Below are 13,889 nucleotides of genomic sequence, written 5' to 3'. Positions count from 1 at the left end.
TGCTCCATTTATGTCAACAGGATTGTTTCGATAAGAATTTTTCCATCCCACAGGTCTGTCTTATAAATTAAAGTTAAGGCCAAACATAAACGTTCGCGTCCGTGGGTAGGTCTGGCGGTTATCAATTCCCGGAGTTAGGCCTCCCAAGCCCACCTCGGGATCAATACCTTTATATTTCGTCAGTACAAATACGTTGTTCATCGTTGCATATACTCTTAGGTTTTTAATCGGTATATTTTTCATCGGTATCGTATAGGCCAACGTAACATAAGCCAAGCGCAGATAGCTTCCATTCTCCAGGTAACGATCCGATAGGTAATGTGCATTGATATCCGTCATGCGCTCGGTTTCTACAACGCTCGCAAGCACGTTTTTCTGCCCAGCATTACCAACAACGTTTGAATGGCGCGCTCGGGTAGCGTTCATAATTTTCTGTCCAAAAGCACCTTGGAACATTCCGGTTAAAGAAAAATTCTTATACGACAAGCTATTGTTCCAACCCAGTGTCAACTTGGGCTGTGGACTTCCCGTTACAGCCTGATCTTTCTTCTGTGGTGTTGTGGTTGTTTCGCCTGTACGCTCGCCCGTTTTCTCATCTCGGGTATAGAATACCGACACCCCTTCATCGTTGTAGCCTGCCCATTCCCAGGTATAAAACTGACCTATAGGTGCTCCCGGTGTCAGCCTCTGCTGAAAAACATTGGTCTGCCCAGCACCACCCAGATCCGACAATTCGATATAATCCTGCGTAAACTGCTCGTTGGCAATGCTCACCACCTTATTGGTATTGTGGGACAGCACCAATCCGGTATTCCATTTGAAATCCTCTTTATCAATGGCATTTGCATTCAGACTCAGTTCAATCCCCTTATTCTCTATTTCACCAACATTGGCAGTCAGCGTTGGATAAATATATTTCGATTTGCTTACCTGATAATCATAAATCAAGTCACTCGTTTTCTTTTTATAGACCTCCAAAGACCCTGTCAGGCGATTTTTTAGAAATCCGAAATCCAGGCCTAGATTAATCATACTGGTTGTTTCCCATTTGAGGTTCGGATTGCTATTGCGCAGCACCATCAAAGTACGTAATGGGCTTACCTGACCATCGGCACTTACATAATCGAAAAACTTGGATGAGGCACCACGTACAGACTGCGCTGTAAATGCGTCAAAGCCCAATGAGTTGCCACTCACCCCGAAACCCGCACGCAGCTTTAAGTCATCAAAAATTCCGGTTTCACGGATGAATGATTCCTCCGAAAGGCGCCACGCTGCAGACACCGAAGGAAATGTCGCCCAACGATTGTTGGTTCCGAAAGCCGAGGAACCGTCGCGTCTTACCGTCGCCTGTAGGAGATACTTGTTGTTATAGGCATAATTCACACGACCATAAACAGATATCATACGCAAGGTGGAAAGATAATAGTTCCCAAAGCCCAACAAATCAACTACATTGGCCATACCCGGATTATAATAACTCAAATCGTCACTGTAATAATCGGAAGTCGTCAATTGAAAGCCATCGTTATTGTTGTTCTCCTCCCATGAATAACCTGCCAGTGCAGCTACCTTATGTTTTCCGGCGAATGTCTTTTCATAACTCAGGTTCATTTCCATCACTTTCCGTTCATCTTCTACCGCGGCACGGATAGATTTGCCATTCTGACCACGTGCTGCCATCGAAAACATCGAGTAGTACTGAGCATTGTTAAACTGCCTATTTTGCAGCGAAAGGTCAATATTATAGGTCAACCCGGGCAAGATCTCATAGCCCAGTTTTGCATGCGCCTGGAGCACCTTAGTTTTAGAAAAATTTGTATTCTCTTCAATTAAGGAAAGTGGATTGGCATATTGCGAACGGTCGGCTTTTTCAAACCAGGAACCATCGGTATTTCGTAATGGCGATACAGGTAGGTAATAATACATCGCATCATAAACGCTGAGTCCCTGATCCAAAGCAAGCACATCATTCTGCTTGGTGATACTTGCGTTGATATTGAAAGAAGCCGTCAGCCGATCATTCAGCGCCTTGGTCTGCAAAAACGCTCGAGCAATCTGCCGCCCCATATCAGTCCCTTTGATAACGCCATTGTTTTTGATGGTATTGAGACTGATGCTATACTGTGTTTTTTCTGCTCCTCCAAGAATGGATATATTATGGTTGTTCGATATCCCTGTTCGCTCAACAGCTCTTTGCCAATCGGTATCTGCCCCCAAGTCGTCCGTTGGTTCCATCGAAAATCCATTATCATTGACATAAGACCGGTATTGCGCCGCATTCATCATCTCATAATGCTTAGCCACTTTATCGATCGCCAGATAGCCGTTGTAATTGATATTGGTCTGCCCTGATTTTCCACGCTTCGTTGTAACGATAATAACGCCATTGGCCGCTTTTGAACCATAAATTGCGGTCGCTGAGGCATCGCGAAGCACGTCAATAGAGGCTATATCATCGGGCGCTACCAAAGCCAGCGAAGCGCCCGGGACCCCATCGATCACATAGTAGGGTTCCATCGCTTCACCACTACGTAACGTTGAAGCTCCCCGGAGACTAACGGAAGGCGTCGCATTGGGATTACTGTTATTGCTCGAAATCGTCAGGCCGGCAACTTTCCCCTGCAGCATCTGTGCTGGCGAAGTAAATACGCCGACGTTCGCATCTTCCGCTTTGATGGTGCTGATGGAACTCGTCAGATCCTTTCTGGATACACGGCCGTAACCAATGACGACCTCATCCAGTTTAACCGCATTATGCTGAAGCTTCACACTCAACGACAAAGGCTTTCTTGCTTCAATAACATAACCCGATAACGTATCGGACTGAAATCCTACCGCCGAAAACACAAATCGATAGCCTGCATGTTCTACTAAATTCTGAAAATGGAATAGCCCCTGGCTATTCGTACTGGTGGTCACACTGGGACCTCCATTGACCTGAATAGCCTTAACACTGACTCCAGGGAGAAACTCGCCCTTTTCATTTTGTACAGCCCCTTTTACTTGTTGCTGCTGCGCATGTACATGGGTAAGTCCAGCGGAAAGCAACGCAAAAATAAGCAGGTTCTTTTTTTGTGGATTTTTCTTATTGAGCATATCTGTTAGTTATTTAGATGTTCAGTAATTGTATTTTCCTGTTTGTATAGTGTATAACTTCCATCCGCATTGGCGACAAAGCGCAATTCATTGATCAGGCAGATTGTTGTCAAGATATCCTTCAATGAATCGTGATGTACATCAATCTCACCGGTATAATGGATAGCGGCAATACCCTTGTCACCCAAATGGATCTGTTTTTTAAATGCTGTTTCTAACGCCTTTAGCACAGCAGGCATCGGTGTATTTTTCAGATTTAATAAATCCGGGGCAGCCAGACCTGGCGTGTTCAATGGCTGTTTTTTATTGACGGCTTCAATTCTTGTTGCACCCCGTGAATCAACCGTCAGCTTTTGGCCCGGGTCAGCTAAAAAAATCTGTTTGAAACCGTTTGTAAGCGAGGATACAAGCACCTTACCTGTATGTAATGCCACAGTCACAGCCTGACGCTTCAATTTGGTATTAATGGTAAAGGATGTACCAAGCGCCGTTGTTTTAGTCCCGCTGGCAAACACCGAAAATGGGCGTTTCGGATCCGATGCTACATCAAAGTGGGCTTTACCGTTAAGTTCAATATCACGGGCATTGGCAACAAAATTTTTCACATAGCGAATATGGCTTTGTGCGAACAACCGCACATGGGATCCATCGGGTAGATCCAGCGTTATACTATAGGGATTTTTATTTTCTATTGAAGTCCAGACTGTATCTTGATGCGCTATAACTGGTTTAGCAGCGGACCGCTGAGCATCTGGCTGTACAACTGAATCTTTTGTCCACCAGGTAACAAAATGGAAGGAAAAGAAAAAGAGAACTGCAGCTGCGGCACTGTATCGCAGTAGCTTTACCAACCGATACCGATGTAATGCCTTTTGATCCTGCGCTTTTTCCTGATTTTGAATGGCAGTCTGTATAAGCGTTTTCATCGTTTCAGTAGGCACAGGCTCCTCCATTGCTGTGCTATCAAATTTCTCCCAATCTTCGTCCTTGAAAAGTTCGTTCACGAAGAAGGGCATTTTCCAGATCTTCTTTTTGATCTGATGCTGCTTTTTATCATGCTTCATACTCCTATTACGCAGGCCAGCACGAGATCCATTAGTTCTTAACAATTATTTAATAAATGGAGCCAATACTTAACATAAAGGACTTATAGCATGATGGAATAGAGATGTTGTTTGAGTTGAAGAAGTGCTTTACTGATATGCTGTTCTACGGTTTTTGTGGAAATTGAAAACTGAGCGGCAATCTCTTTATGGGAAAGACCTTCTTTACGGCTCAGTTCAAAGACCTTCCGACGCATCGTCGGCATATTCTGGATATCTTTTTCCATCATACGCAAAAGGTCTTTATTTTCAATTGCCCGGATCAGACTATCGGTAAAAGGTGTCACTGCTGTCTGCCCTTCATATTTGAAACGTGTAGCCTCCTTGCGCAGCAGATCGATCATGACTTGCCGCGCCATACCGAAAAGCTGCAACAGAATACTGAGCTGCTCGTCGAGCTTCTCCCTTTGGTTCCAGAGTTTGATAAAGGTCAGCTGCGTTACCTCCTCAGCAATATAATCCGATTGCGTACGCTTGAGTACAAAACCGTAAATCTGTCGATGGTACTTTTCGTATACGAGATTGAAGCTTTGCTGACTGGAAGATTTGATAGGCTGAATGTGTTCCATTGCGCTGTCAAAAATAAAAGCACAAGGTTTCCTCAGTATTAAGTTAAGATCAATATTAAATTAAACAAATTGAATATATAACCTCTTCAAATAGCAGAATTCATTTCTGATTGTACAAATTTTATTATAAAACAAGCAGAAAACTCCCTATAATTGCAGTCGGGAATATTTCATTTCATAGTGAAATCCCCAATCAGACATGACCATAACCGGTAAAACGTTACGCTATCAGCAACATGTCTTATCAATAATTATATGAAATAACGATACGATGAAAAGGAATATCTTTTTTATTTTAATATGCTTTGTATTACTAGCTAACCTGGCCATCTGCCAAGAAAAAGACGTCGATTTTAGCAAAGCCTATATTGCCCAAAACGACGGCAAGACAACTGTTGAAATCAATGAGGCACAGGAACTCATCTATATTATCTTTGCGATAACTGACTTTGGTAAGGAAAATCCAAACATGACCAAGCAGAATACGGCGTATTTTGAAGAGGTCAAAGCGCATTTTACCCCATTTTCCAATCTGCCTATCGTAAAGAAATTTGACCAGCAACTGCGAGCGAATCTAACGAACTATTTCCTCTTAGCGGCCAATGTATATGGCTTTAAGTTCAAAAACGACCAATTAGTACCTACAAACATCTATATTTTTCCAGCGAGAGGAGTTGGAAATTATCAAGTGAAATCAAATCCTATACCTACTTATAAAAACGACCTGGAAGAATTCGCTAGAAAGAGCGGATACCGGACATTCTACAAAGAGCATCAAGGCTATTACGACAGCCTTCGTACAGCATATCAGGAGTATGCTTCCATTGCCGAGCAAAAAGAATGGTTAGAAAAGAAATTCGATTATACAATCAATAGCTATCGTGTATTGACTTCCCCCCTGATTGCCGGAATGAATGCGACCCACACCTTCAAGTACAAAGGTTTCAAAGAAATTTTGCTTTTTTTACCCACCCTCCGCGAAGACGAATCCTGGAGCCCCAAATTCAAAAAAGCATTCAATACACGCATTATTTTCACGGAGATAGACCACAACTACGTAGGTCCATTGAGCGAAAAAAACAAAAAACAGATCGATACAATATTCAACAATAGGGACTTATGGGTCGATATAGAAAACAAAAGTACAGTTCATTATCCAAGTCCGGTAAAAGTATTTGATGAGTATTTAACCTGGGGACTTTTCATCTTATATTGTTACGACAAGTTTGGAGATGATCATGATCTTTTTGGCCAGATTGTTGAAAACGTCAACGATATGATGGTCAATAAAAAAGGATTTCCCAAAGCGGATGAATTTAACGCCGAATTGTTCCGCCTGTATAAAGACAATAACCCGAAAGATATTCAGAGCTTATACAAGCCACTGTTGGACTGGTGTGAGAAAGAAAATTAGTGCCATCCCGATAATATTTAGTAAATTAAAGCTGAGAAGGAAATAAGCCGCTAGAAATGTGAATGTATACGACCATAAGGAATTAGCATAGCACAAGGGGATGATCGTCGAAATATATTTAAACACAATACGTACGGAGAAAGAATTATGAACATTAGATTTATCGGTTCTGGCAGTTATATTCCATCCCATAAAATAACCAACGCAGACTTCGCCGACCATCTTTTTTTGGATGAAAATAGGCTGCCGTTCAAGGAGCCTGCTTCTGTCATTGAAAAATTTAAGGCAATCACTGGCATTGAGGAACGTCGCTATGCCGATCCTGACCAAGTGGCTTCAGACCTTGCTTTCCTAGCTGGTCAACGTGCCATTGAAGACGCCGGTATAGCTGCGGAAACATTGGACTATATTATTGTTGCACATAATTATGGCGATGTGCAATCTGGCAAAATCCAGTCGGATACTGTACCCAGTTTAGCAAGCAGGGTGAAGAAAAAGCTCGGGATCAGCAATCCAAAATGTGTGGCTTATGATCTACTATTTGGCTGTCCTGGTTGGAACGAAGGCGTATTGCATGCCAACGCTTTCATAAAATCAGGTATGGCAAAGCGCTGTATGGTCATTGGCGCAGAGACGCTTTCCCGTGTTATAGATCCTTTTGACAGAGATTCGATGATCTATGCGGATGGCGCTGGCGCTGTAATCATCGAAGCCACCACGACAGAGCAAGGGCTCCTATCGCATGAAAGCGCAACTTATGCGCTTGAGGAAGCGAACTATATCAATTTCGGAAGCTCTTATCAACAAGAGCAGGACCCTGATATACGGTATATTAAAATGAAAGGACGCAAAATCTATGAGTTTGCACTCAGCAAAGTTCCTTTAGCCATGCAGGCTTGCCTGCAAAAAGCGGATATCGATATCGCGTCAATCAAAAAAATACTGATCCACCAGGCCAACGAGAAGATGGACGAAGCCATTCTGATGAGGTTTTATGCACTATACGGTACAGTACCCCCGCCCGATATTATGCCAATGACCATCCATACATTTGGAAATAGCAGTGTGGCAACCATTCCTACGCTCTATGATCTCATTGCCCGTGGTCAGTTAGACAATCAATCCCTGCAAGAAGGCGATATCATCCTATTTGCGTCTGTTGGCGCCGGTATGAATATCAATGCTTTTACTTATCGGGTTTAATGTAATTTTGCGACTACATCGTGTAGCTATTATGCTAACACAGAGCCTGCATAGGATTTATTTCATAAAAAATAACAAAACACTGTATATATCAATATTTTATACTTAAATTTGTATTATAATCGGCTCCGCCTTTGCTTATCTGAAATCGTCAAGTTATACTTAACACTCAGTTTTCGCATTTTCAGAAGCTTTTTTGTTAGCAAAACGGAGGTAAAGACCTTTTTGGACTTGAGTCAATCCAAGATCATTAAAATCAGATCCTATTTCTTGCAAAAAATCGATTAACTATTGTTCATATTCATTTATAACAATAGTGCAGTACAGATTACTTTAATATAATTTATAAAACAATGCAAGAAGGAACTATTAAATTCTTCAACCAAACAAAAGGTTTTGGTTTTATTACGCCTGCTGGTGGTGGAGACGACATTTTCGTACACGTATCTGGTTTAATCAACGAAGTACGCGAAAATGACAGTGTAACATTTGATGTAGAAAACGGTAAAAAAGGCGTTAATGCTGTTAACGTACGTATCGCATAATTAAGTAAACACACAAGAAGATAATTTATTTATCTTCTTGCGAAGTGTAACGGGCAACCGTTACACTTTTTTTTATCTATTCCATACCCAAGTACGGCAAAAAATCGGACGATTGATCGGTCTGGCATATGGAGGACTTTTTACAATCCAGCCAACATCACTTCTTCCTGTCGCAGAAAGTATGGACTGCTATCTTTGAATCTCCCGCGCTTCCTGGAATACTTTCTGATGATATCAGCAACAACATCATCGGTGAGCTCATGCCCCTCTAACGTCGGAAAACCCTCCCATCGTACAATGCCATCCGGATCTACTAAAATACAGTGGGGGATTCCCTGTACTTCGAGCTGTTTCTTCAACTTCGCTTTCGTATCGATCGCTGAGAAATAATCTATTTTAATCTCCTTCGCCTTTTTAATGACCTCTGCTTTTTCATCCGAAAGGCCAATGATCACGAGTTTATCACCATACTTCTTATGCCATTCATTGAGTTCGGGAATTACTTTCCGGCAGGGTCCACACCAAGTAGCCCAAAAATCAATAAGGATAAACTTACCCTTTGTATCAGGCACATCTGTGAGCCACTGCTCCACCTCAAGTTTTGGCGCCTTTTGATTCAAAATTGATTTTGCCCACAATTTCTTATTGTTGTTGCTTTCCTGCGTATGACCGATTACATGGATCAGGCAAAGCGCAAATAATAAGAAAGCTTTTAGGATAAATTTTACATTCATAAAACAGCTTGTTTAGTTCCCCTAATTTATGGATTTTTTTCCACAATCATTTCATCCTTTCATCCCACACATCGTCTTTTCAAAGACACTTTAGCGGCCTTTATGAGGTAAAACAAAACCTATACTTTTAATTGATATAAAACACACAATACACTGTATATAAATAATTAGCATATTTATTAAAAACACAACAACTCTAATTTATTTGCTCTACGGCTCATGATTTTCCGAATGGAGCCAGTCCGACATCCCTATAAAATAACAGCGCACCATCGACATTTCCATGGCAAAAACCAGAGTCTAATCCATCCTCACAAAAGCTAAATTGAGGCGTTCAGCACACAAAAACAACGAAGTGAGCCGGCCCTTGACCCCATTCGTCAAGATAATGCACAAGTTGACCGCATTCTCCTGTAGCAAAGTCTAGGATAGCCCTATTTACAAACACTGCTTTCGGAAATCAAGACACTTCTTTAAAGCCTATTGAGTACCTATGTATACGGCTGACAAACTGGCACAATATCAAAAATAAAAAATAATAAATCTATATTAATAAGACATTTGACCTAGTTAATATAAATAGATAGTTACACATTGTTCTCTTTATAACACATCAACTTTACCCATCGGATACCATCCATCTACAGTACGCCCTGCGATGGCAAGATGAACTTTTGCCTGACCTGTGTTAAAGTTTTCTTTTTCGGCATCATAGCTTGGTAGGCATTTTATTGCGTCAGGAGCCCAGCTTACCCCGGCCAAAGTGTCTTTCCTAAGTTTATACTTGCCGTACGCACCGATTTATTTCTTCTTATCGATTTATTTCTTTTTATTTAGTATTTAGCGATAGAAAAAGCAACATCGAAACCGATATTGCCATCATAAGTATTAACCTGGGATATTATCTACATACGAAAGGGGGAATTACATACAAAAGGCCAAGAAATTATCTTGGCCTAATGCAACATATTATTTGGGGTGTTTTCGTAGCCCTATGTTGCAAAAATACTGCCGAAATTAGAAACTCACAGCCATTAGCTTATTTTTTCTAAAGACTTTATGCTGCGGAAAAATAAAAAAACGGCTAAAATCACTTATTCCGTGGCAACTGGGCAAGTACAGCTTGCAATTCAGCAGAATTTGTAGCTACCTGGAATAACAGACTGTCCTTTGTCCTAAAATCCAAGTAGGTATTCTCTTCCAACCTGTAGCCACAAGGACCACAAACAGAGGCAGATAAGGAAATGCTTATTCGGCGTGGTTTACAACAGCAAACCGAAGTGTTCCTTGAGCGCTGTACGCGCAGCATGATAGCCACACATGCCATGCACCCCACCACCCGGAGGTGTTGATGATGAACAGAGATAAATCGTGTCGACCGAGGTTCGGTACGGATTTAGAGCCAAAATGGGCCTGCTGTACAGCTGCGAAATATCCATAATACCGCCATTGATATCACCACCGATGTAATTTGGGTTATACTCTTCGAGCTCCATAGGAGAAAAGGTATGCTTGGCCAGAATGGTTTCTTTAAAACCCGGTGCAAAGCGCTCAACCTGATTTTCGATCGCTTCGGTATAATCTACCTTACTACCATTAGGAACATGGCAGTACGCCCATCCTGTATGCTTGCCTTCGGGAGCACGGCTGGAATCAAACGCACTCTGTTGCGCAAACAGCACAAAAGGCTTATCCACTTGCTTCCCAAGATGGCTCCGCTGCTCGCTTTCGGCAATTTCGGCGTAGGTATTTCCCAAATGCACCGTAGCCGCCCGCTGACAGCGCAGATCTTTAAAAGGCGTCTTTTCTGATAATGCCCAATCGACTTTAAATACCCCCATACCCTGCCTATAGCCTTCGAGGCGCCTACGGTATCCGCTAGCAAGACCTATCCCTTTGAGCTGCAACAACTGCTTGGGCGTGATATCACAGAGTAGGACTTTATGGGATGGTAGATCGCGAACATCCTCTACCCAAAAGCCCGTTTGGATCTCCCCACCCAACGATTGATAATAGCCTAGCAGCGCATTGGCAATGGATTGCGAGCCGCCAATCGGTATCTGCCAGCCATATTTGTTGCCTACCGCCGCAAGCACAATGGCAATTGCAGAAGTTGTCCAGTTGTCTAGGGGCTGAATTCCATGAGCCGCCATCCCTGCCCATAAAGCCTGTGCCTGCACGGAAGTAAAGCGCTTTGCTGTCCAGCTTGCCGGCTGAAGTGCATCCAGCCCAAACGAGGCTAAAGACAAAGGATGCTTCGGAAAGGATAATGGTCCCATAATATCGGCCGCAAGGCGCTCCCAATCTGTCACGACCTTTTCCACCAGCTTACGATACCTTTCACCATCCGTCCCCAAACCCTTTACCGTTTCGGCAAGACTATGGTAAAGAATCCCCGTTTCCTCTTCGTCCAATGGGTGTGCTGCCGCATACTCAGGCTTAACAAAAGATAGCCCAAATGCTTCCAAAGGTAAACTCCTGAAAAATGGCGATGCCATAGCCATGGGATGAATTGCCGAACAGACATCATGTTTGAAACCCGGAATTGTAAGTTCCTTGGTTCGCATTCCCCCACCGATTGTATCGCCACCCTCAATCAGCAACGTGCTCAGCCCCTGCTGCTGAAAGGTAATCGCTGCAGCAAGTCCATTTGGTCCCGAACCAATAATGATTGCATCAAATTTTCGCATAAGCTAGTTTTTAATCACTCCTAGTCGCAGCCTGTATTGGGTTGTTCCTTTTTTGAGCGCTTTGACGAAGTAGAATCGGACAACGATTTGCTATTATCCTTTTTTTTACCTGCAGATCCGCAGGAGACTGTAAATGTCGTTAAAACAAACGCTAAAAGTCCAAGATTGATTATTTTTTTCATATGTTATCCATTTAATTTACGATAATGTTTACACCATGTATCCTTATGGCGTTTTCAGCTACTGATTCCCTTACTACAACTTATGCCCTTGGATACAAACTTTTACCTGCATTGAAAGGATTTATTTTCCGGGCCGCACCCATCTTTAGAACTCATATACAATCCTATCAAACAACTTTATAAGAAATATCATTTATATAATATGTTCATCCAAAAAATAGGCGCGATACCGTTGTTTTAGCTCCTGTCGCTGTGTACTATCGAGCTTGATTTTCGGATCGGTCTGCGACACGACCGTAGAAACAACCTTATGTACGCCTTTACCTTTTTCAATAAATAATACCGTCGGCGAAGAAATCCGTTTAATGGAATCAATCCCCACAGCTGTATAAGGATTTAGGACATCGTGAAATTTTGCCAAAATAGCTTCATAACCCGGGCTCCCGGCCTTGGTCGTGATCACTTTACCTTCCTTATCTTTCTCCTTAAGATCCCGGATATCGTGAATATTGAGGTAATAAATAGCCGCCTTCTCCTCCTGGGCAAATTCCAGCAGCGGCGTTATGGCATTCCGAAACCATGGACAACTGGGCCATCCAAAAAGGACAATACCATTTTCCAGCTCCAACACATCCTGTTCGGTTGCATAGACGATCCGTGGATTGTCTGGAATTTGTACAGGCACTTTGTTCGTTTTATTCAAGCTTTCAAGTTCCTGCTTAAAGCGAACTCCTTCTTGCTTTTTAAACGAAACCTGACTATTTTTTACGGCTTCCTTCGTATCCTGCCTGGATTGGCAGTTGGTCACATTGAGCAACACCACCACTGCTAATAACATGCTAGCCAATAATTTTAAATCTTTCATATCATGTATGCATTTAAGTGTAATTCCTCTCGTTAATTCACCGATTGCTTATAGCTTTTAATATGTTCACCGATATCCCAGACCTGCGCTTTTGGCACCCATTCATTGATGAGGCTGCTTGCAATGGCCGAGCGATAACCCGAAGCGCAATGCACCACGATAGGTTTATCCACGGGTAGCTCGGCAATATGTGCCTTCAATTCGGCCAGCGGAATGTTATGTGCCCCTTTGAATACTGGTCCAGTCTTAGCTTCCTCGGCCGTACGTACATCCACTATAAAATATTGATCTTGTGCCCTGTTAAAAGCGCTCTGATCAAAAGCGGTCGAAGGTTGCCCCGCGAAATCCCCATACAACACAATACCTTTAACAAACTGCTCATAGCCAATTTTGGCCAGCTTTTCGAGCTGCACCTGACCTTGTTCTTTCGTATCGACAACAAGATAAAAGCCGTCTTTCGGTTCAATAAAAGTCCCTACCCAAGATTCTGACTTGCTACGTTCGGGAATATTAATGGCCTCCGGAAAATGTGACGCCTTAAATTCTGAAGCGGGGCGGGTATCGAGGACAGTGCTCAATGCATGGGGCACCACTGCTGCCGAAACCACTGAAATACCCGACAACGAAGCCAATAATGGCTTTGCTCCCCGACGATTCAATTCTACATTATAAGGGAAGTAGATCGGTACAGGCGGACGGTCTGCCAGAATCTGCTGGACAAACGCTTCTTCCGATTTTTGCTGAAAAGCCAAATTATGGGTTCTTTCAGCACCAATGGTACTTTGCTTAGCACCCTTTATCGCATTTCCGCAAAGTGATCCAGCGCCATGAGCTGGATACAAAAGCACCTGATCGCCTAACCTTGCATAGATATCATGGACGGTGTGGTAGAGCTGCCGCGCCAGTTTTTCACGCTGCGTAGCCTGTTCTCCCGAGTACTGACGCAGATCGGGCCTTCCAACTCCACCAATCAATACCGCATCCCCCGAAAAGATCGCCACATCGCGACCATTTTCTTTTAACAAAACAGATATGCTATCTGGTGAATGTCCGGCTGTATTGATGGCATGCAACGCGATTTGGTCCGAAATCTTTAAAGTATCGCCATCGTCAAAAGTATGGTGGGGATAGGTCGCACGGACAAGCTTGCTGACATAAACCGGAACTTTCAGATCCTGATGGATCTCCAGATGGGAACTCACAAAATCAGCATGTGGATGTGTTTCCACAACCGCGATAATTTTCGCTCCCTGCTCCTTTGCATAAGCGTAATAGGGCCTTGGATCACGGGCCGGGTCCACAAGCACAATTTTCTTATCGGCCAAGATCGCATAGGAAAACTGTGCCAAGCCTTCATCTTCAAACTGCCTGATGCTGTAGCCATTCGCAAAATTATTGGTATTTCCAAAACAGGATACCCCCTGACCTGCCGAAGCAAGGGTAAAAAGGACAGCTGAACGATGGATAAATGATCTTCTATTCATA

12 protein-coding genes are annotated in these 13,889 nt (G+C 43.0%); 3 read left to right on the top strand and 9 right to left on the bottom strand.

Annotated features, from left to right (window positions below; genetic code table 11):
* Positions 1–60: 60 nt before the first annotated feature.
* Genes CBM24_RS11865 through CBM24_RS11855 form a run of 3 tightly spaced genes read right to left on the bottom strand, consistent with a single transcriptional unit; the run spans position 61 to position 4,771 of the window.
* Positions 61–3,099, bottom strand: a complete 3,039-nt coding sequence (locus tag CBM24_RS11865) for a SusC/RagA family TonB-linked outer membrane protein (protein WP_088161402.1) — start codon at positions 3,097–3,099, stop codon at positions 61–63.
* A gap of 5 nt (positions 3,100–3,104) precedes the next feature.
* The gene (locus tag CBM24_RS11860) at positions 3,105–4,208 is read right to left on the bottom strand and encodes a FecR family protein (RefSeq protein ID WP_232475770.1); all 1,104 of its coding nucleotides are present in this window, start codon (positions 4,206–4,208) and stop codon (positions 3,105–3,107) included.
* Positions 4,209–4,246: 38 nt separating this feature from the next.
* Positions 4,247–4,771: an RNA polymerase sigma factor gene (locus CBM24_RS11855; protein ID WP_088161400.1), complete on the bottom strand. Its 525-nt coding sequence runs from the start codon at positions 4,769–4,771 to the stop codon at positions 4,247–4,249.
* A 271-nt stretch (positions 4,772–5,042) separates the two neighbouring features.
* Here CBM24_RS11855 and CBM24_RS11850 point away from each other — a divergent pair, with 271 nt between their 5' ends.
* The 3 genes from CBM24_RS11850 to CBM24_RS11840 all read left to right on the top strand — a co-directional run bounded on the left by CBM24_RS11850 (position 5,043) and on the right by CBM24_RS11840 (position 7,933).
* Positions 5,043–6,185 carry a DUF4932 domain-containing protein gene (locus tag CBM24_RS11850; RefSeq protein ID WP_088161399.1) on the top strand — a complete coding sequence of 381 codons (1,143 nt, stop codon included), beginning with the start codon at positions 5,043–5,045 and terminating at the stop codon, positions 6,183–6,185.
* 147 nt (positions 6,186–6,332) lie between these two features.
* Positions 6,333–7,388 (top strand): 3-oxoacyl-ACP synthase III family protein, encoded by a 1,056-nt coding sequence (locus CBM24_RS11845; protein ID WP_088161398.1) that lies wholly within the window; start codon positions 6,333–6,335, stop codon positions 7,386–7,388.
* A gap of 353 nt (positions 7,389–7,741) precedes the next feature.
* A complete protein-coding gene (locus tag CBM24_RS11840) occupies positions 7,742–7,933 on the top strand; it encodes a cold-shock protein (protein ID WP_070566486.1) in 192 nt (63 codons plus the stop codon).
* A 140-nt stretch (positions 7,934–8,073) separates the two neighbouring features.
* Here CBM24_RS11840 and CBM24_RS11835 read toward each other — a convergent pair whose 3' ends face one another.
* The 6 genes from CBM24_RS11835 to CBM24_RS11820 form a co-directional block, all read right to left on the bottom strand.
* A complete protein-coding gene (locus CBM24_RS11835) occupies positions 8,074–8,667 on the bottom strand; it encodes a TlpA family protein disulfide reductase (RefSeq protein ID WP_088161397.1) in 594 nt (197 codons plus the stop codon).
* Positions 8,668–9,270: 603 nt separating this feature from the next.
* Positions 9,271–9,429: a hypothetical protein gene (locus CBM24_RS27280; RefSeq protein ID WP_157698442.1), complete on the bottom strand. Its 159-nt coding sequence runs from the start codon at positions 9,427–9,429 to the stop codon at positions 9,271–9,273.
* A gap of 500 nt (positions 9,430–9,929) precedes the next feature.
* Positions 9,930–11,357, bottom strand: coding sequence for a phytoene desaturase family protein (locus CBM24_RS11830; protein WP_088161396.1), 1,428 nt, complete (start codon positions 11,355–11,357; stop codon positions 9,930–9,932).
* 20 nt (positions 11,358–11,377) lie between these two features.
* Entirely contained in the window at positions 11,378–11,539 is a 162-nt protein-coding gene (locus tag CBM24_RS27275; protein WP_153847574.1) for a hypothetical protein, read from the bottom strand.
* A gap of 193 nt (positions 11,540–11,732) precedes the next feature.
* A complete protein-coding gene (locus tag CBM24_RS11825) occupies positions 11,733–12,404 on the bottom strand; it encodes a hypothetical protein (protein WP_088161395.1) in 672 nt (223 codons plus the stop codon).
* A 32-nt stretch (positions 12,405–12,436) separates the two neighbouring features.
* A complete protein-coding gene (locus CBM24_RS11820; protein WP_088161394.1) occupies positions 12,437–13,888 on the bottom strand; it encodes an MBL fold metallo-hydrolase in 1,452 nt (483 codons plus the stop codon).
* Position 13,889 lies beyond the last annotated feature (1 nt).

Origin of the sequence: Sphingobacterium sp. G1-14 (assembly GCF_002196555.1) — a bacterium.
GTDB classification, from domain to species: domain Bacteria; phylum Bacteroidota; class Bacteroidia; order Sphingobacteriales; family Sphingobacteriaceae; genus Sphingobacterium; species Sphingobacterium siyangense.
Note: the sequence above shows the minus strand (reverse complement) of the source record. Positions and strands in the feature narration are given on the sequence as shown.

Excerpts from the sequence above, each read along its gene's own strand:
- CBM24_RS11865 (WP_088161402.1), bottom strand. The coding sequence starts at position 3,099 with ATGCTCAATAAGAAAAATCCACAAAAAAAGAACCTGCTTATTTTTGCG.
- CBM24_RS11855 (WP_088161400.1), bottom strand. The coding sequence starts at position 4,771 with ATGGAACACATTCAGCCTATCAAATCTTCCAGTCAGCAAAGCTTCAAT.
- CBM24_RS11850 (WP_088161399.1), top strand. The coding sequence starts at position 5,043 with ATGAAAAGGAATATCTTTTTTATTTTAATATGCTTTGTATTACTAGCT.
- CBM24_RS11845 (WP_088161398.1), top strand. The coding sequence starts at position 6,333 with ATGAACATTAGATTTATCGGTTCTGGCAGTTATATTCCATCCCATAAA.
- CBM24_RS11840 (WP_070566486.1), top strand. The coding sequence starts at position 7,742 with ATGCAAGAAGGAACTATTAAATTCTTCAACCAAACAAAAGGTTTTGGT.
- CBM24_RS11835 (WP_088161397.1), bottom strand. The coding sequence starts at position 8,667 with ATGAATGTAAAATTTATCCTAAAAGCTTTCTTATTATTTGCGCTTTGC.
- CBM24_RS11830 (WP_088161396.1), bottom strand. The coding sequence starts at position 11,357 with ATGCGAAAATTTGATGCAATCATTATTGGTTCGGGACCAAATGGACTT.
- CBM24_RS27275 (WP_153847574.1), bottom strand. The coding sequence starts at position 11,539 with ATGAAAAAAATAATCAATCTTGGACTTTTAGCGTTTGTTTTAACGACA.
- CBM24_RS11825 (WP_088161395.1), bottom strand. The coding sequence starts at position 12,404 with ATGAAAGATTTAAAATTATTGGCTAGCATGTTATTAGCAGTGGTGGTG.
- CBM24_RS11820 (WP_088161394.1), bottom strand. The coding sequence starts at position 13,888 with ATGAATAGAAGATCATTTATCCATCGTTCAGCTGTCCTTTTTACCCTT.